General features: G+C 71.5%; 23 protein-coding genes. 11 read left to right on the forward strand and 12 right to left on the reverse strand.

Annotated elements, in window-relative coordinates; all coding sequences use genetic code 11:
- Positions 1 to 15: 15 nt before the first annotated feature.
- On the forward strand, positions 16 to 291 hold the full coding sequence (locus tag ACIA8L_RS47180; protein WP_395915386.1) for a hypothetical protein: 276 nt from the start codon (positions 16 to 18) through the stop codon (positions 289 to 291).
- 292 nt (positions 292 to 583) lie between these two features.
- Here ACIA8L_RS47180 and ACIA8L_RS47185 read toward each other — a convergent pair whose 3' ends face one another.
- On the reverse strand, positions 584 to 1945 hold the full coding sequence (locus tag ACIA8L_RS47185) for an LLM class flavin-dependent oxidoreductase (RefSeq protein WP_395915387.1): 1362 nt from the start codon (positions 1943 to 1945) through the stop codon (positions 584 to 586).
- Positions 1942 to 2964 (reverse strand): LLM class flavin-dependent oxidoreductase, encoded by a 1023-nt coding sequence (locus ACIA8L_RS47190; RefSeq protein ID WP_395915389.1) that lies wholly within the window; start codon positions 2962 to 2964, stop codon positions 1942 to 1944. The genes ACIA8L_RS47185 and ACIA8L_RS47190 overlap by 4 nt, the downstream gene beginning before the upstream one ends.
- A 191-nt stretch (positions 2965 to 3155) precedes the next feature.
- Here ACIA8L_RS47190 and ACIA8L_RS47195 point away from each other — a divergent pair, with 191 nt between their 5' ends.
- Positions 3156 to 3341 carry a hypothetical protein gene (locus ACIA8L_RS47195; RefSeq protein ID WP_395915390.1) on the forward strand — a complete coding sequence of 62 codons (186 nt, stop codon included), beginning with the start codon at positions 3156 to 3158 and terminating at the stop codon, positions 3339 to 3341.
- 26 nt (positions 3342 to 3367) lie between these two features.
- The gene (locus ACIA8L_RS47200) at positions 3368 to 3958 is read left to right on the forward strand and encodes a GrpB family protein (protein WP_395915392.1); all 591 of its coding nucleotides are present in this window, start codon (positions 3368 to 3370) and stop codon (positions 3956 to 3958) included.
- Positions 3959 to 3970: 12 nt separating this feature from the next.
- Here ACIA8L_RS47200 and ACIA8L_RS47205 read toward each other — a convergent pair whose 3' ends face one another.
- From ACIA8L_RS47205 to ACIA8L_RS47215, 3 genes are read right to left on the reverse strand one after another with little or no spacing between them, the layout of a single operon-like run.
- Positions 3971 to 4717: an amino acid ABC transporter ATP-binding protein gene (locus ACIA8L_RS47205; protein WP_395915394.1), complete on the reverse strand. Its 747-nt coding sequence runs from the start codon at positions 4715 to 4717 to the stop codon at positions 3971 to 3973.
- Complete coding sequence (locus ACIA8L_RS47210) at positions 4714 to 5556, reverse strand: amino acid ABC transporter permease (RefSeq protein WP_395915395.1); 843 nt, start codon at positions 5554 to 5556, stop codon at positions 4714 to 4716. The genes ACIA8L_RS47205 and ACIA8L_RS47210 overlap by 4 nt, the downstream gene beginning before the upstream one ends.
- Complete coding sequence (locus tag ACIA8L_RS47215) at positions 5556 to 6437, reverse strand: ABC transporter substrate-binding protein (RefSeq protein WP_395915397.1); 882 nt, start codon at positions 6435 to 6437, stop codon at positions 5556 to 5558. Before ACIA8L_RS47215 ends, ACIA8L_RS47210 begins: the two co-directional genes overlap by 1 nt.
- A gap of 219 nt (positions 6438 to 6656) precedes the next feature.
- Here ACIA8L_RS47215 and ACIA8L_RS47220 point away from each other — a divergent pair, with 219 nt between their 5' ends.
- A complete protein-coding gene (locus ACIA8L_RS47220) occupies positions 6657 to 9044 on the forward strand; it encodes a penicillin-binding protein (RefSeq protein WP_395915399.1) in 2388 nt (795 codons plus the stop codon).
- Here ACIA8L_RS47220 and ACIA8L_RS47225 read toward each other — a convergent pair.
- The gene (locus ACIA8L_RS47225) at positions 9041 to 9490 is read right to left on the reverse strand and encodes a pyridoxamine 5'-phosphate oxidase family protein (protein WP_395915400.1); all 450 of its coding nucleotides are present in this window, start codon (positions 9488 to 9490) and stop codon (positions 9041 to 9043) included. The genes ACIA8L_RS47220 and ACIA8L_RS47225 overlap by 4 nt on opposite strands.
- A 140-nt stretch (positions 9491 to 9630) precedes the next feature.
- Here ACIA8L_RS47225 and ACIA8L_RS47230 point away from each other — a divergent pair, with 140 nt between their 5' ends.
- On the forward strand, positions 9631 to 10731 hold the full coding sequence (locus tag ACIA8L_RS47230; RefSeq protein ID WP_395915402.1) for a PQQ-binding-like beta-propeller repeat protein: 1101 nt from the start codon (positions 9631 to 9633) through the stop codon (positions 10729 to 10731).
- On the opposite strand, the gene ACIA8L_RS47235 is transcribed toward ACIA8L_RS47230, so the two are convergent.
- Positions 10703 to 10996, reverse strand: coding sequence for a putative quinol monooxygenase (locus ACIA8L_RS47235; protein WP_395915404.1), 294 nt, complete (start codon positions 10994 to 10996; stop codon positions 10703 to 10705). The two genes, ACIA8L_RS47230 and ACIA8L_RS47235, sit on opposite strands and share 29 nt — an antisense overlap.
- 94 nt (positions 10997 to 11090) lie before the next feature.
- Between ACIA8L_RS47235 and ACIA8L_RS47240 the strand changes: the two genes are divergently transcribed.
- From ACIA8L_RS47240 to ACIA8L_RS47255, 4 genes are all read left to right on the forward strand, one after another.
- Complete coding sequence (locus ACIA8L_RS47240; protein WP_395915406.1) at positions 11091 to 11801, forward strand: NAD(P)-dependent oxidoreductase; 711 nt, start codon at positions 11091 to 11093, stop codon at positions 11799 to 11801.
- 296 nt (positions 11802 to 12097) lie between these two features.
- Positions 12098 to 12331 (forward strand): hypothetical protein, encoded by a 234-nt coding sequence (locus ACIA8L_RS47245; protein ID WP_395915408.1) that lies wholly within the window; start codon positions 12098 to 12100, stop codon positions 12329 to 12331.
- 189 nt (positions 12332 to 12520) lie between these two features.
- Positions 12521 to 13054, forward strand: coding sequence for a GNAT family N-acetyltransferase (locus ACIA8L_RS47250; RefSeq protein ID WP_395915410.1), 534 nt, complete (start codon positions 12521 to 12523; stop codon positions 13052 to 13054).
- A 23-nt stretch (positions 13055 to 13077) separates the two neighbouring features.
- Positions 13078 to 13287, forward strand: coding sequence for a hypothetical protein (locus ACIA8L_RS47255; protein ID WP_395915411.1), 210 nt, complete (start codon positions 13078 to 13080; stop codon positions 13285 to 13287).
- Between the two features lie 46 nt (positions 13288 to 13333).
- Here ACIA8L_RS47255 and ACIA8L_RS47260 read toward each other — a convergent pair whose 3' ends face one another.
- A complete protein-coding gene (locus ACIA8L_RS47260) occupies positions 13334 to 14806 on the reverse strand; it encodes an MFS transporter (RefSeq protein WP_395915412.1) in 1473 nt (490 codons plus the stop codon).
- Positions 14807 to 14932: 126 nt separating this feature from the next.
- Here ACIA8L_RS47260 and ACIA8L_RS47265 point away from each other — a divergent pair, with 126 nt between their 5' ends.
- Complete coding sequence (locus ACIA8L_RS47265; RefSeq protein WP_395915414.1) at positions 14933 to 15196, forward strand: hypothetical protein; 264 nt, start codon at positions 14933 to 14935, stop codon at positions 15194 to 15196.
- 13 nt (positions 15197 to 15209) lie between these two features.
- Here ACIA8L_RS47265 and ACIA8L_RS47270 read toward each other — a convergent pair whose 3' ends face one another.
- Positions 15210 to 17477: an Hsp70 family protein gene (locus ACIA8L_RS47270; protein ID WP_395915416.1), complete on the reverse strand. Its 2268-nt coding sequence runs from the start codon at positions 17475 to 17477 to the stop codon at positions 15210 to 15212.
- 89 nt (positions 17478 to 17566) lie between these two features.
- Here ACIA8L_RS47270 and ACIA8L_RS47275 point away from each other — a divergent pair, with 89 nt between their 5' ends.
- Entirely contained in the window at positions 17567 to 18721 is a 1155-nt protein-coding gene (locus ACIA8L_RS47275) for an exo-alpha-sialidase (protein WP_395915536.1), read from the forward strand.
- A 199-nt stretch (positions 18722 to 18920) separates the two neighbouring features.
- On the opposite strand, the gene ACIA8L_RS47280 is transcribed toward ACIA8L_RS47275, so the two are convergent.
- The 3 genes from ACIA8L_RS47280 to ACIA8L_RS47290 form a co-directional block, all read right to left on the reverse strand.
- The gene (locus ACIA8L_RS47280; RefSeq protein WP_395915418.1) at positions 18921 to 19175 is read right to left on the reverse strand and encodes a hypothetical protein; all 255 of its coding nucleotides are present in this window, start codon (positions 19173 to 19175) and stop codon (positions 18921 to 18923) included.
- A 25-nt stretch (positions 19176 to 19200) separates the two neighbouring features.
- Positions 19201 to 19833: a DUF402 domain-containing protein gene (locus ACIA8L_RS47285; protein WP_395915419.1), complete on the reverse strand. Its 633-nt coding sequence runs from the start codon at positions 19831 to 19833 to the stop codon at positions 19201 to 19203.
- 421 nt (positions 19834 to 20254) lie between these two features.
- The gene (locus ACIA8L_RS47290) at positions 20255 to 22870 is read right to left on the reverse strand and encodes a CHAT domain-containing protein (RefSeq protein ID WP_395915421.1); all 2616 of its coding nucleotides are present in this window, start codon (positions 22868 to 22870) and stop codon (positions 20255 to 20257) included.
- Positions 22871 to 22927: the final 57 nt, after the last annotated feature.

The raw sequence follows: 22927 nt of genomic DNA on the forward strand, positions 1-22927 counted from the left end.
GTAGGCTCGCCGCTCGTGAGCATTGATTACGCAGCTGAGGCCCCCGAGACCGGCGCCGAGCCGGCCGAGTCCTTCGAAGAGCCGGCCGCCGCCCCCGCGGTCATCTACACCGCGTACTTCTCCGCCGTCGACGAGCTCGTCGAGCACGTCAAGGCGGCCGAGACGCTCAACCTCGGCTTCCGGGTCGAGTCCTACCTGGTGACGCCCGAGGAGGCGCCCGACACCCAGCAGGTCGAGTTCGAGTTCACCCTGCTCAACGAGCAGCCGGTCCGGGACGAGGACCGGGACTGACCCAGGAGGGGGCCGGCACCCGGCCGACGGCGGTGAACAGCGTCACCGCGGCCAGGAACGGCCCCTCCGCCCGCCGGGCCAGCCACGCCCGCCCGGCCGCCTCGTCGAACGCCCCGGCCCGCCAGGCCCGCTCGGCGACCGACGGCCGCCGCCAGGGCGGGCAGGTCGGTGCCGGGCCCGCAGCCGACGTCGAGCACCGTCTGCCCCGCGCGGACGTCGAGGGCGGCGAGCAGGTCGAGCTTGTACCGGCGGCCGGCGTCGCTGCCGGCCACCCGGTCCAGGTAGCCGGCGGTCACGGGCGTTCCAGGTGTCCGGTGGTCACGAGCGGTCCAAGTCTTCGGTGGTCACGGGCGGGGCGCAGGCCCAGGTGCTCGCGCAGGGTGGTGCCGGTGTACGCGGTGCGGTACACCCCGCGCTCCTGCAAAGCCGGGACGAGGCGCTCCACGATGTCGTCGAGGCCGTGTGGGATCAGGTAGGGCGAGATGTTGAACCCGTCCAGCGCGCCGTGCCGGACGAAGTGCGCGAACTTGTCGGCCAGGGCCTGCGGGGTGCCGACGTGCCCGCGGGAGCGGCCGCCCAGGTGGATGACGGTTTCGCGGATCGACCAGTTGTTCGCGTCGGCGGCCTCGCGCCACTGGCGGATCGTGGTCTCGGCCGCCGTGACCCGCGAGGAGCCGAACGCACCGGAGTCGTCCGGTGGCAGCGGGTCCTCCTTCGGCAGCGGGCCGTCCGGGTCGTAATCGCTCAGGTCCAGGTTCCACAGCAGGCTGGCCTGGGCGAGGGCGGTCGCCGGGGTGATCTGCTCGCGGCGGACCCAGGCGGCCTTCTCCTCGGCGTCGGCCTCGGAGTCACCGATGACGATCGACGTGCCCGGCAGGATGCGGATGTCGTCCTCGGGGCGGCCGGCCGCGCGCAGGCGGGCCCGGATGTCGTCGGCGAACGCGAGGGCGTCGTCGAACTCGGTGCCGTGGGCGGAGAAGATGACATCGGCGTTGCGGGCGGCGAAGTCGCGGCCCGAGCTGGAGTCGCCGGCCTGGAAGATGACCGGGTGGCCCTGGCGGCTGCGGGGCAGGGTGGCCGGGACGTCGATCGTGAACTGCTCGGTGCGGACCCGCACCGTCGTGCCCTCACCGTCCCAGATCGCGCGGGCGGCGTTGACGAACTGCTCGGCACGGTTGTAGCGGTCGGCGTGGTCGAGGTACCCGCCGCGCCGGAAGTTTTCGCCCGTCCACGCGTTGTCGGTGGTCACGACGTTCCAGCCGGCCCGGCCGCCGGACAGCAGGTCGAGGCCGGACAGGCGGCGGGCCAGGTCGGCCGGCTCGTTGTAGGTCGTGTTCGTCGTCGAGACGAGGCCGATCCGGTCGGTGACGGCGGCGAGGGCGGCCAGCTGCGTGATCGCGTCCGGGCGGCCGGCGACGTCGAGGTCGTGGATGCGCCCGGCGACCTCGCGCAGCCGCAGCCCCTCGCCGAGGAAGAACGCGTCGAACAGGCCGCGCTCGGCGGTCTGCGCCACCCGCTGATACGACTCGGGCGCGATCTGTGACCCGCTCGACGGGTCGGACCAGATCGTCCAGTAGTTCACGCCCTGGAAGAAGACGCCGAAGTGGACCTGCGCGTCGGGCCTCGGCACGTCGGTGGGGTCGGTGCGGGTCATGCGGCGCCTCCGGCGGTCGCGTAGCGGTTGACCGGGCGGGGCAGCCCGAGGGTCTGGCGCAGCGTGGTCCCCGGCAGCGTCCGGTTGACGATTCGCGCTCGGTGCAAACCCGGGAGGGTGTACTGCGAGAGCACTGCCAGGTCATCGTCGAGTGCCAGTGGATGCAGCCGGACCCCGTCCACGCCCCCGCGCGCATCGAGTTCCCGCAGCAGCGCCACGAACCCTTCCGAGCTGCCCGTGTAGCGCAGGTGCCCGCGCGATCCCCACGCCGGGTGCGCGGTCCGCTCCGCGATCGACGTGGCCGCCCGGTCGGCGCCGTCGGCGGCTGCGGTGTCGAGCGCGACGTCGATGTTGACGAACGTCCGCGGTGTCGACAACGTTGACGCCAATGCTTGAATTTCGTCAACGTTGACGCCGCCGATCAACGTGACGTCAACGTCGACGTCGCCGGCCAGCAGACCCCGCGGCGCCAACACGACCAGCTGCCCCTGTGGCGGCCGCGGCACGATGGCCGGCCCCTTCACCGAGTAGGTGGCGGCGGTGTCGTCGATGTAGTGGAGCCGGTCCTGGTCGAGGTACCGCCCGGTGGCCACGTCCCGGACGACCGCATCGTCCTCCCACGAGTCCCACAGTTCCCGCACCACGCGAACCGAGTCCAGGGCCTCCTGCGCGAGGTCGGCGACGGGCCGTCCCCAGGCCGCGGCGACCGCGGGGTCCGGGCTGGCGGCCACGATCCAGCCGGCCCGCCCGGCCGAGACGTGGTCGAGGGAGGCCAGCTGCGAGGAGATGTGGAACGGCTCGGTGTAGGTCGTGGCCACCACCGGCGCGACACCCAGCACGCTGGTCGCGGCGGCGATGAAGGCGGCCCGTTCGACACCGCCGATCCGCCCCGGCGTGACCAGATCGTCCTCGAGCGTGACAAGGTTGAACCCGGCCCGCTCGGCGATCTCAGCGGTCCGGCGCAAAACAGCCGGATCGACCCCGACGCCGTCGATCTCGACGGCGAGCACCAACGTCATACCTATAAAACCTATCGGCTTGATAGCAATTTGTCGAGAATCATTGACAGTCGCCACATCGGCGCGCTGCACTTGACGCATGGCACTGCTGTGGGCCCGCCACCACATCGACTTCGGTCGCGTGTGGTCGGCGTCCTGTCCGGACTGACATCCACCCCGCCCCCATTCGCCCCTCACCACGAGGACCCGTGATGTCAGTCCCTCCCACCCGCAAGCACCAGTCCACAGTGGACTCCCACCGCTACGACTCCGCCTACGTCGTCATCGCCCTGCCCGTCCCCGGCCCGGGCGCCGGCGCGGACGACGACGTTGCCCCGCCGCTGGTCTACCGGGCCCGCCCCCGCCACGGCCGCCTGGACCGCAACCGCCACCCATGACCGGTCCGGAGCGAAGCGGAGGGCGCATGACCGGCACCCGCCGCGAGGCGCACCACCCCCACGACCCGCGCCGGATCGCCACGGCCACCACGACCCGCCGCGACCCGATCGTCATCGTGGCCTACGACGAGCAGTGGCCGGCCCGCTTCGAACGCGAACGCCGCCGCGTCGAAGCGGCCCTGCACGGCCACCTCGTCGGCCGGGTCGAGCACATCGGCAGCACCGCGATCCCGGGCCTGCCGGCCAAGCCGATCATCGACATGATGGCCACGATCGCCGACTACGACACTGCCGCCGGCCTCGCCGCGGACCTGGCCCCGATCGGCTGGGTCCACGCCCCCGAGCCCGGCGACGAGGAGGCCCGCAAGTGGTCGTTCTGCTTCCCCAGCATCGCCCACCGCAGCCACCACCTGCACATCTACGAGGCGGCCGCGCCGGGCCCGGCCATCCTGCGCCGCTTCCGCGACCACCTGCGCGCCCACCCGGAGCTGGCCGCCGAGTACGCCCGGCTCAAGCAGGACCTGGCCGCCGACGACGACCGGGACCGGCCCCGCTACCGGGCCGGGAAGGCGCCGTTCATCGAGACGGTCCTGCGCCGCCTGGACGAACCCCGCTGAGCCCGGCGGTCATCAGAGGCGGCCCGACTCGATGATCCGGGCCAGGAACTGCCGGGTTCGCGGCTCCCGCGGGTCGCCCAGCACCTGCTCCGGCGGGCCCTGCTCGACGAGGGTGCCGCCGTCGAGGAAGCAGACCCGGTCGGCGACCTGCCGGGCGAAGCCCATCTCGTGGGTGGCGAGCAGCATCGTCATCCCCTCCCCGCGCAGGTCCCGGATCAGCGCCAGGACCTCCCCCACCAGCTCCGGGTCCAGCGCCGACGTGACCTCGTCGAGCAGGAGCAGCCGCGGCGAGTTCATCAGGGCCCGGACGATCGCGACGCGCTGCTGCTGGCCGCCGGAGAGCCGGTCCGGGTAGGCGTCGGCGAGGTCGGCCAGGCCGATGCGGGCCAGGAGTTCCAGGGCCTTCGCGCGGGCCTCGGCGGCCGGGACGCGGTGGACGCGGCGCGGGGCCAGGGTCACGTTGGCCAGGACGGTCATGTGCGGGAACAGGTTGTACGCCTGGAAGACGATGCCGATGCGGCGGCGGACGCGGTCCGGGTCGGCCCGCGGGTCGGTGATGTCCTCGCCGTCGAGACGGATCACGCCGTCGTCGACCGGTTCGAGCAGGTTGACGCAGCGAAGCAGCGTCGACTTGCCGGAGCCGCTGGCCCCGATGAGCGCGACGACTTGATGTTCGTCGACGTTGACGGAAATGCCTTGCAGCACGTGACGGTCGCCGAAGACCTTGTGGACGCCCTCGACGGACAGGACCGTGGTCATAGGCCGAGGTCTGCGGACTGGCGGCGGGCCGCGCGCAGGGTCACCCAGTCGGTCACGGCGACCAGCGGGATCGCGAGCAGCACGAACAGCACGCCGGCGACGATGTACGGGGTGTAGTTGTAGGTGACGGACGTCTGGATCTGCGCGGCCCGGATCGCGTCGACCGGCCCGGCCAGGGAGATCAGCCCGACGTCCTTCTGCATCGCGACCAGGTCGTTGAGCAGCGGCGGGGAGACCCGGCGCACGGCCTGCGGCAGGACGACGTGGCGCATGGTCTGGCGGTACGTCAGCCCGAGCGAGCGCGCTGCGGCCCGCTGCGAGGGGTGGACCGACTCGATGCCGGCCCGGAACACCTCGGCGATGTACGCGGCGTACGTCAGCACCAGCGCCGCCCCGCCCAGCCACAACACCGACGGCGTGCCCGTCAGCCGCAGCCCGGGGATCCCGAACGCGAACACATACAGGGTGATGATGAGCGGCATGCCCCGGAAGGTGTACGTGTAGCCGGTCGCGAGCGCGCGGAGCGGGAAGAACACGGGCCGGCGCAGCGTGCGCAGCGTCGCCAGGGCGAGCCCCAGCACCAGGGCCCCCACAGCGCAGAACACCAGGAGCGTGACATTGAGCCAGAGCCCGTGCAGGACCGCGGGGAGGGCTTCGGCCGCCGTGTGCGGATCGAAGAAGCTCTCCCGCACTCTGGCCCACCCGGGGGCGCCCGTGATCGCCACGAGCAGCAACCCCCCGAGCACCGCGGTCGAGACCGCCGCGACCACGACCGACAGCACGGTCTGGCGTCGTCGGTACTGCTCGCGCGCCCGCTGTACCGCTGAAGGTTCGAACATCAGGCGAGCGTCGGGGCGCCTTGGGTGGCCGAGAGCCACTGCTGCTGCAGCTTCTGCAGCGTGCCGTCGGCCCGCAGCGCGTCGACGGCGCCGCTCACGCAGCCGGTCAGCTTCGAGCCCTTGTCGAGGACCAGGCCGAACTGCTCCGGGGTGCCCGTCGTCGGCGGCAGCTGCCCGATGATGACGGCGTCGGTGATCTCGGCGCCGGTGATGTAGAACGCGGTCGGCAGGTCGACGACGAGCCCGTCGATCTGCCCGTTCTGCAGGGCCTTCTTCGCGTCGTCGTTGTTGTTGTACACGGACGGCTCGGCCGACGGTTTGACGATCTCGGTGATCGAGCGGTAACTCGTGGTGCCGACCTGCGCGCCGAGCTTCGCGCCCTTCAGGTCGGCGAGGCTCTTCGCCCCGGCGATCTTGGAGCTCTTGAGCGCGATGACGGTCTGCGTGACGTCGTAGTAGGGGCTGGAGAAGTCGACGGCCTGCTTGCGCTCAGCGGTGATCGAGAACTCGTTGATGTCGAAGTCGAACGTCTTGGGCCCGGGCGCGATCGCGTTGTTGAACGTCACCCGGGTCCAGGCGACCTGGTCCTTGGTGTAGCCGAGCTTCGTGGCCACCGCGTAGGCGACCGCGGCCTCGAAGCCCTCGCCGCTCTCGGGCTTGTTGTCGTTGAACCACGGCGGATAGACCGGATCGTCGGTACCGACGGTGAGTTTGCCCTGGGCCACGGTCTTGAGCTGCGCCGGCGCGCACGCGGCGGCGGAGCCGGCACTCCCGGAGCCGGCCGGCGCCGCGGTGTCGTTCTCGTCGGCGGGTGCACAACCGGCCGCGGCGGCCAGCACACCGGCCAGCCCGGCCGCGATGAAGAGGTTCGCGGGACGCATGGCCGCGATCATACATATGCCACCGGTAGGATTAGCAGCCCTGTAAGGCCGATCACGACCCGTATGATCGGCCGCCCGCGCATCGGGGCGATCTCCGGCGTTATGAAGTCGCGACCGACATCTGACAACCTGGCTCTCATCGTCGGGCGTCTACCTCTGGCGAAGACGTCCGGCGGCTCGCCGTCGGCCCCGTAGCTGACCGGCTGAGGAGTGAGCGGGATGCGGATGCGCAAGCGGCAGTTCGGCATCATGGCCGACCTCGCCTCACTCCTGCTGTGCGGGCTGCTCGCGGGCCTGGTCGTGGCGGCCGCCGCGTTCCCGGCGATCGCGATGTCGGGCCTGCTCGCCAAGACCGGCTCCGACACGTTCGAGAGCCTGGAGAACCCGCTCGAGGTGCTCCCGTCGCCGCAGATCAGCTACGTGTACGCCAGCGATCAGAAGACGCTGCTGGCGATGATGTACGACGAGAACCGCCGCGACGTGAAGATCGACGACGTCGCCGAGGTCATGTGGCAGGCGATGGTCGCGGCCGAGGACAACCGCTTCTTCCAGCACCGCGGCGTCGACGTGAAGGGTGTGGCCCGGGCGTTCGTGGCCAACCAGAACGGCTCCGACCAGCAGGGCGCCTCGACGCTGACCATGCAGTACGTCCGCCAGGCGATCGCATACTCGGCCCGCACGCCGCAGGAGGTCGTCGACGCCACCGACAAGACGCCGACCCGCAAGCTGCGCGAGATGAAGTACGCGATCGACCTCGAGAAGAAGCTTTCAAAACGGGACATCCTGGAGCGGTACCTCAACATCGCGCCCTTCGGCCACGGCGCCTACGGCGTCTACGCGGCGTCGCACGTCTACTTCGAGAAGGACCCCAAGGACCTCACGCTGGGTGAGGCCTCGCTCATCGCCGGGCTGGTCAAGGCCCCCGGCACGCTGGACCCGGCGACGTCGGAGGGTCTGCCCCGGGCCCTCGAACGGCAGAAGTACGTGCTCAACCAGATGGTCAACATGAAGTTCATCGACAAGGCCACCGCCGACGCCGCCGTCGACCCCAAAATCAAGATCGTCGGCAAGCGCACGCCCGAGGGCTGCGAGTCGATCCAGCGCGCCGAGCTCGGCGCGGGCTTCTACTGCGACTACATGCGCCGCTGGTGGCTGGACCAGAAGGTGTTCGGCGAAGATCAGTATCAGCGGGCGAACCGGCTGCGGGCGGGCGGGTACACCGTGATCTCGGCTCTGGACGTGCAGACGCAGACGGCGGCCGCCAAGTATGCGAAGGAGCAGCCGAAGGACGTGGCCAAGGACCAGCAGGTCCGGATGGGCCAGTCCAACGCGATGATGCTGGCCGCCATCCAGCCCGGCACCGGCCGGGTGACCGCGCTGGCCACGAACCGCGTCTTCAGCAACGACCAGACCGGCAACGGCGGCAACACCAACCCGACCAAGCGCGGCCAGAAGGGCAACTGGCCCAACACGACGGTCCCGATCATCACCGGCGACGCCGACACCCCCGGCTACCAGGCCGGCTCCGCGTTCAAGATCTTCACCGCGGTCGCCGCGCTGGAGTCCGGCCTGCCGCTGGCCACCACCATCAACGTCGAGAAGCAGTTCGTCTCCGACTTCCCGATCAACCCCAGCAGCGACGCCGCCTGCAACGGCGCCCACTACTGCCCGAAGAACTCCGGCGGCCAGACCGGCCCCTACAACATGTGGACCGGCTTCGGCAGCTCGATCAACACGTTCTTCGTCCCGCTCGAGCAGCAGGTCGGCGTCGTCCACGTGGTCGACGTGGCCAAGCGGATGGGCATCCAGTTCAACGCCCCCGACGACGCCAAGCTGGCCAACGACCCCAAGTACTGGGGCGCGTTCACGCTGGGCGTGTCGGCGACGACACCGCTGCAGCTGGCCAATGCCTACGGCACCCTGGCCGCCGACGGCCTCTACTGCGAGCCGACCCCGATCGTCGAGGTCCGCGACAACAGCGGCAAGAAGGTCGACGGCCTGGACCCCAGGTGCAAGCAGAACATCGACCCCGAGGTCGCCCGGGCCGCCGTCGACATGGCCCGCTGCCCGGTCGGCGACCAGTCCGCGACCGGCAAGTGCGCCGGCGCCACCGCCCGCTACTCCCGCGACTTCGTCAAACGCCCGATCGCCGGCAAGACCGGCACCACCGACTCGGAGAAGAGCGCCACGTTCACGGTCATGACGAAGCAGCTGGCGGTGTCCGGCTTCCTGACCGACCCGGACTGGCCCGAGACGAACGTCGACATGAAGCACCCGCCGGTCAACTTCGCCGCTCTGGGCGTGCTCCGCGACGGCCTGGCCGGCCAGCCGATCGTGCCGTTCACCCCGCCGACCAACGACAAGACCCAGGGCAAACTCGTCGACATCCCGTCCGTGAAGTGCCTCTCGGTCGACCAGGCGAGAGCCCGCATCAAGGGCGCCGGCTTCACCGTCTCGGTCGCCGCGGGCCCCGTAGCCTCGAAGTGCCCGCCCGGCACGGTCGACCACACCAACCCGGCCGGCGCGACGACAAGGGGCGGCGGCGTGCAGCTCGTGGTCAGCGGAGGCGGCGGCCCCGGCGGAGGCGGCGGCCCCGGCCCCCGCTAACCGCGCCGGAATACGCGCACGCCCGCGCCTGGCCGCCAGTGCGTGATGACCAGTTCATCGCCCTCGACGGCGGTCAGCACCGCCTCCTCGAGCTCCAGCCGGAACGCATGGAAGTCTCCGCCCGGCTCGCTCCCCGTCGTGTACGCCGCCTTCTCCGCCCCGACCACCTCGACCGCCAACCCGGACACCTTCGCGTCACCACCGTCGAACGGATGCGCGTGGATCGCGCACCGGCCGTCCCGCTGCAGATCCCTGGCCTTGCGTGCCCCGAGCATGGACCCGAACGACAGCTGACCTTGGCGAAAATCTACCTCCGACCCACTGACCCGCGGCGATCCGTCCTTCCGCAGCGTCGCCAGCACATGGGTCTCCGCCGCCTCGAACCGCTTGCGAATCTCCGCCGCAAGCTCGCCGGCCTCGTCCTCGAACGCCTGCCAAGTCGCCATGCCGCCCACACTTCCAGCAAAGCCTGACAACCTGTGACACCCTTCGACTGCACCCGCAATCGAGCACAAGAGGGCCGAGAGTCAGCTCCGGAGACACTGCGACTCTTCCTGAAGGCACCGCTATTGGGCCTGGAGGCGCTGTGATCGACCTGGACTTGCAGCCGCGCGGCGCTGCCGGCCGGGGCCGCCGATGGCTGAGCGGGCGCGGGCGGTGGAGCGGAGTGCTGGTGGCGGCCGTCATGACGATCGCGCTCGCCGGTGCTCAGCGGCCTCTTGCTTTGGAGCCGGCATTGGTACTGCGCGGCAACGGCGTCATCGCCGTCGAGACCGACGGTTCCAAGGTGTACGTGTTGACCTGGAACTCGCTGACGTCCTACCGGGTCCGTGACGGCGCGGAACTGTGGACCGTTGCCGCGACTACCGGCACCGAGCTCCTGACCGTGACCGGCGACCGGGTGTTGATTTTCGTCAACGTTGACGGAAGTCTGAAGACGTCGACGCTGATGGGTCTGGACGTTGATTCCGGTGCAGTGGCGTGGCGGCAACCTGGTTATGTGCCGGCCGTCAACGGGTGTGCTTGCGCGAGCGGGACCGTGGTCGCTGAGTGGTATCCGCCCGGCATCGAGCGGGAGCAGGAGGAGCAGCGGTCCACGCCGTACGTGGCCGGTATCGACACCGGCACCGGCAACGTCCGCTGGGAGCTGCGCACACCGCCGGGCGGCCATCGGGACCTGGCGTACGTCGGCGAGGAGCGCGTCGAGGTCGCGATGCTCACCAAGGACGGCGAGCTCACGATGCACAGCGCCGAGACCGGCCAGGTCCTGCGCACCGTGAGCCTGACGAACCTCGGGCCGGCCGACGGCTTCCTGATCACCGGGGACCGCCTGTTGGCGTACCGCGCCGGGCAGTACACCATGATCACTGGAACGCTCTTCGACCTTGGCACCGGCCGGCGGGTGGGCGAGTTCCTCCCCGGGCCGAACGGCGACCTCTCCGGCTGGTGCGGCCGTGTGACCTGTGCGAACGCCGCGACGGTCCCACCGCCGGCCGTGTCCCCCAGCGGCGCCGGCACCTGGTTGGTCACTCGCCCGAACGCCACCGGCGGCATGACGGTCCTCGGCCGGGTACCGTCCCCACCCGCCCCCACCGAGTGCGCCACCACCGGGGAGCTGCTCACCTGCCTCGACTACGGCCGCGTGCTGGTCTGGCCCCTCACACCCCCAGCGGGCCGGCCGAACTGACCTCGTACCGCACGATCTCGACCCGCCGCACCGCCTCCATCGGCGGCGCACTCCGCGCGACCAGGGCCAGATGCGCGTTCAGGTCGTCCGGCGACGCCCACCGCTCGAAGATGTTCACCCGGTCCGCCTCGACCGGATCGGCCGCGAGCTGGTAATCCAGGCACCCCGGCTCGTCCCGCACGGCACGAACCGCCGGGACGAGCAGCTCCAGCAGGGCCGTGCGCTGTGCGGGATCGACGTACCCGGCCCCGGCGACGATCAGCATGACCGAACCTCCACAAGTTGACGTACCGACGCTTCCCGGGCACTGTAGCACCTAAACGGGACGTGCATACCGGATAGGTCATTGAGGAGGTCAGATGCGTCTGGCGATGTTCGGCGCCACCGGCCGCGCGGGCCGTGTCGTGCTCGAACGTGCACTGCAGGACGGTCACGAGGTGCACGCATTGACCCGCGATGCGACACAAATCGAACCGCGTCCACGCCTGCACGTCGTCGAGGGCGACGTGCGCGACTCGGCGGCGGTCGCCCGAACCATCGACGGCGCCGACGCGATCGTCAGCACCCTGGCCCGGCCGCGGCGGGGACCGGACATCTGCACCGAGGGCATCCGATCGATCCTCACCGTCGCGCCGGCCGACGCCCGGCTGGTCGTCCTGAGCAACTACGGTGTGGCCGCGAGCCGCCACCGCACCGCGTACGTCGCCGTGTCCTGGCTCCTCGAACGCGCCGTACTCCAGGACAAGGAGCAGATGGAAGCCCTGATCCGAGCCGGCGGTACCGCCTGGACCGTGGTCCGCGCCCCCATCCTCACGAACGGACCGGAAACCGGCCGCCTCCGGGCCGGCACCGACCTCCGCCTGTCGTTCACCGCCAAGGTTTCCCGCGCCGACCTGGCCGGATTCATCCTGACCGAGCTCCGCGCGAACCGCTACCGGAGCCGGTCGGTCACCGTCACCACCGAACCCGGGCGGCGACCCGAACCCCAACCCGAACCGCCCCGCTCCACTGTGGACGCACTCCCCCAAACTGCCAGCTTCCGCAAGATTCGCTCAAGGAGACCCAGATAGGGGTTTCCATCGATACAGCGGGCGCGGTGTGCTGGAGCCATGAACGGCCCGTGCGCGATCGCACTCCGCGCGGGCCGTTCATTCCAAGCGTGCGCGTTCGGCCAGAGATGCACAGGTAAGCGCCACATGTGAATTCCATGTGAGCACCACCAAAGTGGCGCCTAAAAGGTTTCACTGACCGGCTGACGGTCCACTAAGCGAACCATGTGCCCAGCACCCGAACAGTCACCTACTGTCCGGTATACCTTGCGCTCCGAAAAGTGTAACGTCGGCGTTCCCGATTGCCTGGAGGCAGCGTGAGCACCGAAAAGCTCGTTCTGCTCTTGGCCGAGCGGGATTACATGTACGGCACCGGCGAGCTGGCGCTGCGCGTCCGCCACGTCGAGCGAGAAGCCCCGCTCACCTACGACAACGAGCTCTGGTACTACGTGCACGGCATCCAGCTCGGCCGCGAGGGCCGCGAGGTCGGCGACCGGGTCGTGGTGGTCCGCGGCCGCCGCCTCAGTGCCGCCGGCGTGCCCCTGAACTGACAGCCGGAGGAGCCCATGCGGGCCCCGGCCTTCACCACCCCATGTTGCAGGGCTGGCGCCTCGGACCGAGCGAACTGCCCGTCCCGCCCCCGTCCGCCCCGGGCCAGGTCGACCAGCTGTTCGGCTTCCTCTTGATCCGCCGGCAGCGCGTCGGCATCTGACCGGGCCCTCACCTCCTACGCTGGCGGGGTGCTGACCATCCGCGGCGCGACGCCCGACGACCTCTCGGCCGTGGCCGCCATCTACGCGCACTACGTCACCGAGACGGTGGCCACGTTCGACGAGACCCCGCCGACGCTCGACTACTGGCACCAGCGATACGAGGACCTGACCGCCCGCGACCTGCCGTTCCTGGTCGCCGAGTCCGAGGGCCAGGTGGCCGGCTACGCCTACGCGACACCCTGGCGCCCGAAGCCCGCGTACCGCCACACCGTGGAGGACTCGATTTACCTGGCCCCGGGCCAGGCCGGGAAGGGCTACGGCTCGACGCTCCTGCGGGCCCTGCTCGACGCGTGCGCGAACCGCGGCCTGCACCAGGTGATAGCCGTCATCGTCGACGCCGACAGCGGCGCCTCGGCCGCCCTGCACCGCAAGCACGGCTTCACCGAGGCCGGCCGCCTGCGCGACGTGGGCCACAAGCACAGCCGCTGGCTCGACACCGTCCTGATGCAGCACACGCTCCGAGACACCTCCAGCGCCCCGGTGCGCGGGTCGAACGCCTGAGGTCCCGTCCGTCAGAGCCGGACGTGACCGACGCCGAGAAGAAGATCCAGGGCCACCGCAAGGCCGTCCGCGACCACATCGACAAGTACCGCCGCTACCCGGACCCGAACGACAAAAAGTTCGCCCTGAAGACCATCCAGCGGGTCCAGGGCGAGATCACCAGCCTCAAACGCCGCAAGGCCACGATCCGCGACTCCTGGGAAGACTCCTGGCGCCCCACGAACAAGCCCTGAACCGGCCGGCGAGGCCGCCGCGGTCACGACGGCCCCGCAAGCGGTGCTACAACAGCGACTTCTCCTCTTCCAGTACCTCCTCGACGCCGACCGCGACCGCCTGCTCGTGCCGGCGGCGGGCGGAGGGGAGGATCAGGGCGGCCACGATGCCGAGGACGGCGACGCCCGCGCAGAGCCAGAAGCCCTTCGTGAACGCGTCGTCGGTCGGCAGGCCACGGGCGGTGGTGTTGGAGGCGATGACGGCAGCGATCACGGCCGTGCCGATGCTGCTGCCGATGGTCCGGGCGATGGTGTTGACGCTCGCCGCCTCGCCGGTGTGGGTGGCCGGGACACTCTCGATGATGGCGTTGGACATGGCGGCGAACGCCAGGCCGATGCCGGCCCCGGTGAACAGGCCGGAGACGAGGATCTGCCAGATCGCGCCGTGCCCGACGGCCGGCAGGACGAACGCGGCGGTGACCGCGGCCGCGCCCAGGGTCATCGGGACCTTGGGGCCGAAGCGGCGGTCGAGCAGGCCGGCGAGCGGGCCGAAGACCAGCATCATGAGGACCGTCGGCAGCAGGAACAGGCCGGCCTGGGAGACCGACTTGCCGAAGCCGTAGCCGGTCGCGGCGGGCAGCTCGAGCAGGGTCGGGACGAGCACGAACGTGCCGAACATGGCGAAGCCGAAGATCAGCGCGACCAGGTTGGTGGCCCACACCCCGCGCAGGGCCATCAGCCGCATGTCGACGAGAGGCTCGCGGACCCGCAGCTCGACGACGACGAACACGGCCAGGAGCACCACGCCCGCGGCGAGCAGGACGAGCGTCTCCGGGCTGCCCCAGCCCCACTCGCGGCCCTTGCTGATCGCCAGCAGGAGCGACACCAGGGCCACCGAGAGGATCGCGGCGCCGATGAGGTCGAGCCGGCCGGGTGCGCGCACGGGTGACTCCGGTACCCCGAAAAAGACGCCCAGCAGCGCGACCCCGACCACCACCAGCGGGAACCAGAACAGCCAGTGCCAGGACAGGTTGTCGACGATCGGTCCGGCGGCCACGATCCCGACGCCGGCGCCGATGCCGAAGATCGCCGACAGCAGGCCGACGGTCACGCCGACCCGCTCGCGGGGCAGCTCGTCGCGGACGATGCCGATGGACAGCGGCATGATCGCACCGGCGGCGCCCTGCAGCGCGCGGGCCACGATCAGGACGGTCAAGTTCGGTGCGAGGGCGGCCAGCAGCGTCCCCGCGGCCAGGATGACCAGGACGACGAGCATGACCTTGCGCTTGCCGACCATGTCGCCGAGGCGGCCGAGGATGGGCGTGAGGACGGAGGCCGACAGCAGGTAGGCCGTGAGGATCCAGCTGATGTCGCCGGTGGACGCGTTGAGGTCCTTGGCGATGATCGGCAGCGCGGGTGCGACGAGCGACTGCAGAACCGCGAATGCCAGGCCGCCGAGCGACAGGAACAGCACGACGAGCGTGCTGTTGGAGTGCCGGCCGGTCCTGCCGCCGCCCGGCGCCGTGACGGATTGTGTCACGAGTACTCCTCAGAATGTAAACGACTGTTGACTTGAACGGTAGCGAAAGATCCGCAATCAAGTCAACAGCGGTTTACATCACATCGGGGGTGAGTATCTCCCCGCCGTAGGGGTAGACGACGGGTCATGACCTTGGACCCGGAACAGATGGAAGCCGAACAGGAGATCCTGCGCAACGGTGGACCGACGAGAAGCGGCGGCGTGCAGACGACGACGGGCTCCAGCGCGGGCCCGGGCGGTGCCGGCCGCGCACCGCAGCGCCACGTCGAGCCCGGCGCGCTGACGACCACCGGCGACGCCACGACCGGCGGCATGCACTCCCCCGCCGAGGGCAGCACCAGCGACGCCAGCGGCCCGGCCGCGGAGTCGGGCGAGTTCACCGACCGATAGGGGTCGCAGGCCGTCAGCGGGCGGCGATCAGCCATGAGTGGACGGTGTGGCGGCTGGCCGCCAGGAGCCGGTTGTCCGGCCCGATCAGCACGGCGGAGTAGTTGTCGCCCTGCGGCCCGTCGAACGCGTCGCTGAGTGTCGTCGCCGTGCCGTCCACGGTGGCGAGCCCGGCCCGGCCGCTGGTGTCGGCGATGGCCAGGGTCCGGCCGTCGGGCCCGAAGGCGATCGCGGTGCTGAGCTCGTAGCCGGCCGCCTTCAGGCTCAGCGGCGGGCCGAGCGCGGGGTGGCCGGCCGCGAGCGACCACACCTCGACCCAGCCGTCGGTGTCGGAGCCGGTGGCCAGGACCGTGCCGTCCGGGCTGAACGCCAGGGTGCCGCCGCTCTTGCTGGGCTTCGACCGGGTGGTCCAGGTGCCGGCGGCCGTGCTGCCGTTGTGGACGGTCACCTCGCTGTTCACCGTCCACGTCGCCGACAGGTCGCCGGGGCCGAGCGCGAAGGTCCGCGCGCCGAGCGCCGGCACGGTATGGACCTGCCCGTGTGCGGCAGTGTCCCACACTCGCAGCTGCTCCCCGATCAGCGCGGCGATGCGGGTGCCGTCCGTGTTGAAGCCCAGTCGCAGGGCGTCGCCGGAGTTGTCGAGCCGGGCCAGCTCACGGGCGTTGCCCGCGTCGTAGAGCCGCACGACGTTCCCGTCGACCCCGGCCGCCAGCCGGCCGTCGGGACTGAGCACCCCGGGCGCCGCGATCGATCCCAGCTCGGTGTTGGTGGTGACGTCGAGGATCCGGCTCCGATACTGGCTCGCCGGCAGTCCCGCGAAGAGCGGGCCTTGCAGTTCCGGAACAACCGCCAGGACGTGTTTATCGGTACTGCGGGTGACGAGCTGTTGCACAGGCCCGCTCGCCTCGGCGTCCGTCTTCAGGGCGACGGCCCGGTCCTGGTCCAGCACGGCGGTCGGCCCCACCGCGCCCGGCACGGTCATCGCGGGCGGCGCGCTGTCCGAGGCCCCCGGGTCGCCCCGATCGGCTCCCGGCTTCCCGCCCATGGACGACGCCGCCCAGGCGAGCAGCGGAATGCCGATCAACGTCAGGAACAGCGCGGCCCAGGCCGAGTATCGCGGCCGCTGCCGCATGACCGGCAGCGGCACCTCGGGCTGCGGCTCCTCCGCCACCGGCGCGGCGGCCACGGGCTCGTGAGCGACCACAACCGGCGGCGGGGCCGGCTCCACTTCGGACAACAACGCGCCCTGGGCCACGACCAGCTCGGGCTGCTCCACTGTGGTCGGTGCGATTCCCAGGGCCCGGTGCAGCATGGTCGTCGCCAGCGGCACCCGGCTCGACCCGCCGACCAGGAACACCATCGAGGGTTCGGCACCGGCGGCCGCGATCGCTCGCTTCGTGGCCGAAACCGTGCGGTCCAGCACGGGCCGGGCCAGGTCCTCGAACTCCTCCCGGCCGAGCAGGACGTCGTCGAGGCCGGGCACGTGCAGCGGCGCGCTGGCGGCGCGGGACAGCATCTCCTTCGCGGTCCGCACGTCGCGGCGAAACTCCCACGCGCGCCGGTGCTCGTCGGGCGTCGCCGGGCTCAGGAGGCGGGGCCAGGCGGCGGACTGCTGACGGTACCGCCGCCGCAGACCGGAGACGACGGCCTCATCGATGTCGAGTCCGCCCGTGTCGGGCCGGCCCGCGGTCCCGAGCACCGTGAACCCGTCGGTGTCGCGGCGCACCACCGAGACGTCGAACGTGCCGGCGCCGAAGTCGTAGACGACCGCGGCGGACCCGGCCGGGAGCCGCTCCTCCGCCGCGAACCAGGCGGCGGCCGCGGCCGGCTCCGGCACGAGACCCGGGACCGGCCAGCCGGCGACGGACGCGGCGGCCCGCGCGAGCACCGCCCGGCGTGGTGCACCCCAGTCGGCCGGGCAGGTCAGGACGACCTCCGCCGGGTCTTCACCGGCCACCCGCCGGGCCTCGGCGGCCACCCGCGAGAGCACCGCTGCGATCAGGTCCGCGACCGTGACCTCGGCCGCGCCGAGCAGCACGGTGCCCTCGTCGATGCGGCGCTTCGGGTGGGGCTCGAACGCCTCCGGCGCGCTGCGGGCCGCGTGCACCGCGTCGGCCCCGGCCAGCAGCGTCCCGTCGGCGGCGGCGAACACCGCGGACGGCAGCAGCGGCGAGCCGTCGAAGACCAGCGGGGCGGGTGGGGTGGTGCCGTCGGCCGGGGCCAGCACGGCCGCGGTGTTGGAGCTGCCGAAGTCGACCCCGAGCCGGAACGGTCCGTGCGCCATGGGGCGATCCTAGTGAATCGGTCGCGGGCATTGACATGGAACGATCTTCCACATAGATATCGAGGATGTTCACGATACGGCGGTTGGCAGTGATCGCGGCGGTCGTCCTGGCCGGCCTGGGGCTCGGCGCCGCACCGGCCATGGCGGTCAGCCAGTTCCAGAAGCTCTACCAGGAGCCCGACGCCTACGAGGCCCGGTTCCCCGACATCCTCAAGCTCGACGACGGCCGGCTCATGGCGGTGTGGCACCGCGGCACCGAGCACGTCAGCGCGACCAGCTTCGGCACCGTCCAGGTCTCGTTCGGGACCAAGAGCGGCTCGACGTGGAGCTGGGTGACCCACCAGGCCCTCGCGCACCCGGCGACGATGGCGAACAAGGACATGCGCGACCCGAAGATCGGCAAGATGCACGACGGCTCGGTGGTGCTGACGTTCTTCGTGCCGAGCGACGGGGTGTACTACTCGGTCTGGAAACCGGGCTGGAACAACTTCACCGACCCGGTCAAGCTGGTCGTGCCCGGCATCACCGGCAGCGCACTCGCCGAGCACGGCAGTGTCCTCGCGCTCGACGACCAGAACGGCCAGGTCAACCAGGTGCTGATCCCGGTGTACAACAGCACCGGGGCCTGGTTCGTGCGGGCCACCTGGCAGCCGGTCAGCACCGTCCGCCTGCTCGTGGCCGACGCGTTCCAGCTGGGCGCGAACACCCCCATCGGCAACGGCTTCACCGAGAACTACACCGAACCCAGCTTCGTGCAGATCCAGGGCACCGTCGTCGCCGCCGTGCGGCACGCGCAGAACATGGGCTCGACCTCCAACCAGGCCCCCGTGCTGGTGCTGCGGTGGAACCCGTACACGTTCACCGGCGCCGCGAGCGACTACACCACGCAGTTCGTGAACGTCCTGGCCAGCTCGCACAACCTGCTCAAGACGCACGACGACAAGGTGCTGTTCACGTTCGGGGACAAGGCCGTGGCCCTGCGCCCGACGTACGGCATCCTGGTCGACCAGCCACTGGGGACCTGGCCGGCGGGCCCGAAGGTGCTGATCTACAACTCCGGCATCGCCAACGGCGACCAGGCCAACCCGTCGAGCGTCGAGGTCGGCTCCGGTACCGCCGCCGACCCGTACGCGTTCTTCACCCTGGCCTACAACGCGAAGGCGAAGAGCACGACCGAGGGCAACAACCAGTCACCCAACGGCGGCTCCCTCTGGATCATGCGGAGCCTCGCGTCCGAGTACTGATGCGGTGACGTCGAGCGGGGCGTTGTCGCGACGGGTGGCCGGGACCGCGACGGCCGCCATCGCGATCGCGACAACGCCCAGCACGCCGACGGCCGGGCGAACGGCCAGGCAGCCGGCGGCCAGCAGGATCAGCAGCTGCGGTCATCCGGGCGAGGGCGGCACGGTGGCGAGTGTCGGACGCCGCGGCGCCGAGCGGAAATCACGAGTGCTGAACCTCGGTATCAGCTGGACCGATGGCCTGCCGGGCGGCCTTGGTCAGCACGTCGCGGAGGTAGGCGTGCTCGGGGTCGGCGTCGTAGACCGGGTGCCACCACATCGCCTCGATCAGCGGGGCCACCTCGAACGGGGGCGGGAGTGCGCGGATGCCGATGTTGAGCGGCAGCAGGTCGACGAGGCGGCGCTGGAGCAGCCGTTCGCCGCATGCGAGCCGTGCTGCTCCGAACCCCCCAGCCACATCGAAGTTTCAGCTTGGCTGGCCGTCACACGATGCCGCTGCCGAGGCGCGGCAGGGCCCAGGCGGGGTCAGAACAAAAGCTGGTGTGGGTACCGTCAAACGGGAAGGAGGCGGTCTCGACCAGATCGATGATCCGCTCGGCCCCGATGAGGATCGCGTCGGCCGCTGCCCGGTCGTAGTAGAGCGGGTGGCCGATGTGACGCTGGAACTCGTCGGCGTCCTTCCACTCCCAGTGGCGCTCAGGCGTGACGACAATGTCCAGGACGAGATCCTTGGTCTGCACGCCGTCGTGCCGCCGCAGGTAAGGTTCTTCCAAGTTGACGTACCAGCCGGAGAACACTCCCTCCTTGAAGAACCACCACACGGAGTACGTGGCTCGCGGAGGCATGAGGATCAGGACGTCGCTGCGCCAGGCTCGAACGGTCAACTTGGGATCCCGCATCTGATCGGGGGTGACCTCGTGCGGGGTGTTGCCGTCCGCATCGATGAGCGTGGCAAGGTCGCCGCCGTCTGGTTGCCAGAGCAGCAGCCCGTGCTCGTCGTCATCGATCACGCGCATCGCCTGCGCCCATGTGCACCATGAACCGCGCACATATCGGCGCGTGATGATCTGGCCAGGCTCAAACTGCACCTCGGAAGCGTAGTCGATCCTGAGCATCCGCCTCCTGTTCACAATGAACCACGAGGGGTGTCATGTTCAACCACAGGCCGGACGACTATGTGTGCCCCTTCTGCCGGTTGGCGGCGGGCGGCGGGCGGCGGGCGGCGAAGAAGAACCGCGAACGCAGCGCGACGTCGTACGGCGCAACGAGTTGGTCACCGCGTTCAGCAGCGCTTGTTGTTCGCGGACAAGCTCCGCAAATACTTCGAGTCGACACCAGTGGCCTCAGCGCAAGAGCAAGCGAAGGGCCGCAGCATCGGAGGCGAGCTGGTCCGCCGGCACTGCAAGGCTCGTTGACCTTGGTGGTGGTCGCGGAAGACACGTGCTGGGCGCTGAGGGTGGCCGGGTGACTGGGTGACGGGTGGTGGGCGCCGAGAGTGGTGGGTGGTGCGTCGCTTGATGGTGGTGTTGGGTTTTGTCAGGCGCCGAAGCAGGTGAAGACGGACGTCGTGTAGCGGTGGGAGGGGTCGGCGGACAGTTGGGCGGCGGAGAGGGCTGTTGCTGCGGTCGCGCCGGCGGCCAGGCGTTTGTGGACGTCGCTCATCAGCGCGGCCGTGGCCTCGTCGTCGACCGGGCCCGTGCTCGCCAGGACCGTGCGGGTGCCCAGTTGCAGCAGAGCGCTGGTCAGGCCCAGGAGTTCCTCGCCCAGGTGTACCGCCGACACGCCCGTGTCGCAGCCGGACAGCACCAGCAGACCCGGAGCGGTGCGGAGGGCGGACAGGTCGTAGATGGTCAGCGGGCCGTCGGTCAGGCGTAGCGCCGAGAACAGGGCGTTGTCGCTGCGGAAGTCGCCGTGGCAGGCGATGTGGCCGATCCGGGCGCCGTCCAGGGCGGCCAGGACGTCCGTGGTCCGGGCCCGTTCGCCGTCCAGGACCCGGGAGCCGGGGACGAACTCGGCGACCCGCGCGACCTCGGCCCGGGCGTGTGGCGGGTCGGACGGGCCGACGAGCACCGCGGGGCCGGTCGGTGGCGGGGTCCGGTACGCCCGCCACCACATCGCGGCCGACGGCGCCACCCGCACGGGGCGGCCGTGGCAGCTCGGCAGCAGCGCCCACGGCACCGCGTGCAAGCGCGTCACCGGGGCCAGGACCAGGTCCCGGTCGCCGATCAGGTCGGCCAGGGGAGCCAGGAGGGCCGCGTCGAGCACGCCGGCCGCGTGCTGAGCCGCGGCCGCGGCCGCACCGGCGTGCCCGCGGGCCATCACCAGGCGCCGCTGCGCGAACCGCAGGCCGCCGAGCTCCTCCACCAAGGGTGCTAGCGGGACCAGGGGGCGGTGGGTGACCCGTCCGTCGGTGACCACGAGCGCGTGCAGCACGCCGCCGACGGCGACGAAGTCGACCAGGGCGGCCGGGCCGAGCGCGGCCGCCAGCTCGTCCAGGCCGGGAATGGCGCCGGCGACCGGGGCGGTACTGCCGTGTGCCTGCCAGGCCCGGGTGCGGATGCGCGCCTCCAGGTCGTGCTGCCAGCGCATCAGCCGGCCGGAGTGGGCCGCGCTGATCGGGGCCGCGGACAGGTCGGCGTGCACCCGGCGCAGCATCGCCAGGCCGCGGGTGATGACCTGGTCGGCGCTGGGGCGGGCCGGGGGCAGCCACAGCGTCGCGGCGCAGGTGCGCTGGGCGGTGGCCAGCAGGCGCTCCGGGGTTTCGTGCGCGACGGCCAGGCCCAGGCGAAACTCGGCCAGCTCCGCGATCGTGGCCCCGCTGCGCACCCGCAGCTCGGTGGCGCCGAGGCTCGAACGGTGCACCTCGAACTCGGCCAGGCCCGCGTCCGCGGCCCGGATCGCGCCGGGCACGTCGCCGCCGGCCGCCGCGACCAGGGCCCGCTGGTGCCACAGCCGGGCCCGCAGCGCCGCCGGGCCGCGGGTCGACGCCGCGGCGGCCCCGGTCAGTCCGGCTTCGGCGGCTTGCGGGCGATTGAGCAGTACCGCCAAATGCACCGAATCGAGCCAGGCCTCCCACGCCGGAATGAGCCATCCGGCCCGGGCCAGGGCGGCCGCCGTCTCCTGCAGCCGGCGCAGGGTGCCGCGGTGCCCGGACCCGGCCGCGACCTGCGCCGACAGCTCGACCGCCAGGGCTCGCAGGACCAGGAGCCGCCGACCCTGCTGGCCGAACGCGCGCCGGGCCGCCCGCGCCGTCGCCCGGGCCTCGTCCGCGCGGCCGCGGGCGAGGGCGATCCGGGCCACCAGCAGCGCCGCCTCGCCCCGCACCGCGTCGAGCCGCCCGGCCCGGCAGGCGTCGAGCGCCTCCTGCGCGGCCCGCTGCGCCTCCGGCAGGAGCCGCACCGACTGGAGCACCTCGGCCAGGTCGAGCAGGCCGACGGGGCTGGGGCCGGTCCGGGAGAGCCGCGCCCGCGCCCGCGCGTAACGGACCAGGGCCTCGGGCACGTCGCCGGCCTGCGCGGCCACGAAACCCTGATTGTGGTCGACCTGCGCGATGGCGACCGGCAGGTGCAGCTCGGCGTAGAGCGCGGCGGCGGCGTCGAGGTCGGCCTGGGCCAGGCGCAGATTGCCGTGGTACCCGTGCAGGATGCCGCGGTTGTTCAGGGCCCGGGCCTGCCACAGCCGGTCGCCGGCCCGCCGGAACACCCGCAGCGCGGCCCCGTAGCCGGCCAGCGCCTCGTCGTCGCGGCCGAGCCGGCGCAGGATCACGGCCCGCTGCATGACCGCCCGGGCTCGGCGCAGGCCGCGCAGCCCGCCCAGGGCCACGTCGATCTCCCGGACGGCGGCGGCCGGGCGGCCCAGCTCCTCGAGGACCAGGGCCAGGCTCATCCGCGCCTCGGCGGCCGGCGTAGCCCGATCGTGTCGGGTGGCCACGGATACCGCCTTGCGGAGGTGCCGGGCCGCGGCGCCGGCGTCGTACGATGCGCGGGCGGCGAGCCCGGCCGCCCGGTGCGCCATCGACAGCGCCTCCGGGTCCCGGGCCCGGCGTGCGGCCGCCACGGCCGACTCGGCGAGCGTCCGCGCCCGTCGCGGGTCGCCGGCCGCGGCCTCGATCGCCCGTGCCGCCAGCGCGAGCGGTTCGGCGGCGTCGGTCACAGCGCCGATCCTGCCACCGGCGGCGACTGTCGCCTACCCGACGTATCGATCGGATGA

This window comes from Dactylosporangium sp. NPDC051541 (assembly GCF_044454505.1).
Classification (GTDB): domain Bacteria; phylum Actinomycetota; class Actinomycetes; order Mycobacteriales; family Micromonosporaceae; genus Dactylosporangium.

What these genes read in the sequence shown, in the direction of transcription:
- ACIA8L_RS47185 (WP_395915387.1), bottom strand. Translation starts at nt 1,945, where the DNA reads ATGACCCGCACCGACCCCACCGACGTGCCGAGGCCCGACGCGCAGGTC.
- ACIA8L_RS47190 (WP_395915389.1), bottom strand. Translation starts at nt 2,964, where the DNA reads ATGACGTTGGTGCTCGCCGTCGAGATCGACGGCGTCGGGGTCGATCCG.
- ACIA8L_RS47195 (WP_395915390.1), top strand. Translation starts at nt 3,156, where the DNA reads ATGTCAGTCCCTCCCACCCGCAAGCACCAGTCCACAGTGGACTCCCAC.
- ACIA8L_RS47200 (WP_395915392.1), top strand. Translation starts at nt 3,368, where the DNA reads ATGACCGGCACCCGCCGCGAGGCGCACCACCCCCACGACCCGCGCCGG.
- ACIA8L_RS47205 (WP_395915394.1), bottom strand. Translation starts at nt 4,717, where the DNA reads ATGACCACGGTCCTGTCCGTCGAGGGCGTCCACAAGGTCTTCGGCGAC.
- ACIA8L_RS47210 (WP_395915395.1), bottom strand. Translation starts at nt 5,556, where the DNA reads ATGTTCGAACCTTCAGCGGTACAGCGGGCGCGCGAGCAGTACCGACGA.
- ACIA8L_RS47215 (WP_395915397.1), bottom strand. Translation starts at nt 6,437, where the DNA reads ATGCGTCCCGCGAACCTCTTCATCGCGGCCGGGCTGGCCGGTGTGCTG.
- ACIA8L_RS47220 (WP_395915399.1), top strand. Translation starts at nt 6,657, where the DNA reads ATGCGGATGCGCAAGCGGCAGTTCGGCATCATGGCCGACCTCGCCTCA.
- ACIA8L_RS47225 (WP_395915400.1), bottom strand. Translation starts at nt 9,490, where the DNA reads ATGGCGACTTGGCAGGCGTTCGAGGACGAGGCCGGCGAGCTTGCGGCG.
- ACIA8L_RS47235 (WP_395915404.1), bottom strand. Translation starts at nt 10,996, where the DNA reads ATGCTGATCGTCGCCGGGGCCGGGTACGTCGATCCCGCACAGCGCACG.
- ACIA8L_RS47240 (WP_395915406.1), top strand. Translation starts at nt 11,091, where the DNA reads ATGCGTCTGGCGATGTTCGGCGCCACCGGCCGCGCGGGCCGTGTCGTG.
- ACIA8L_RS47265 (WP_395915414.1), top strand. Translation starts at nt 14,933, where the DNA reads ATGACCTTGGACCCGGAACAGATGGAAGCCGAACAGGAGATCCTGCGC.
- ACIA8L_RS47270 (WP_395915416.1), bottom strand. Translation starts at nt 17,477, where the DNA reads ATGGCGCACGGACCGTTCCGGCTCGGGGTCGACTTCGGCAGCTCCAAC.
- ACIA8L_RS47285 (WP_395915419.1), bottom strand. Translation starts at nt 19,833, where the DNA reads ATGCTCAGGATCGACTACGCTTCCGAGGTGCAGTTTGAGCCTGGCCAG.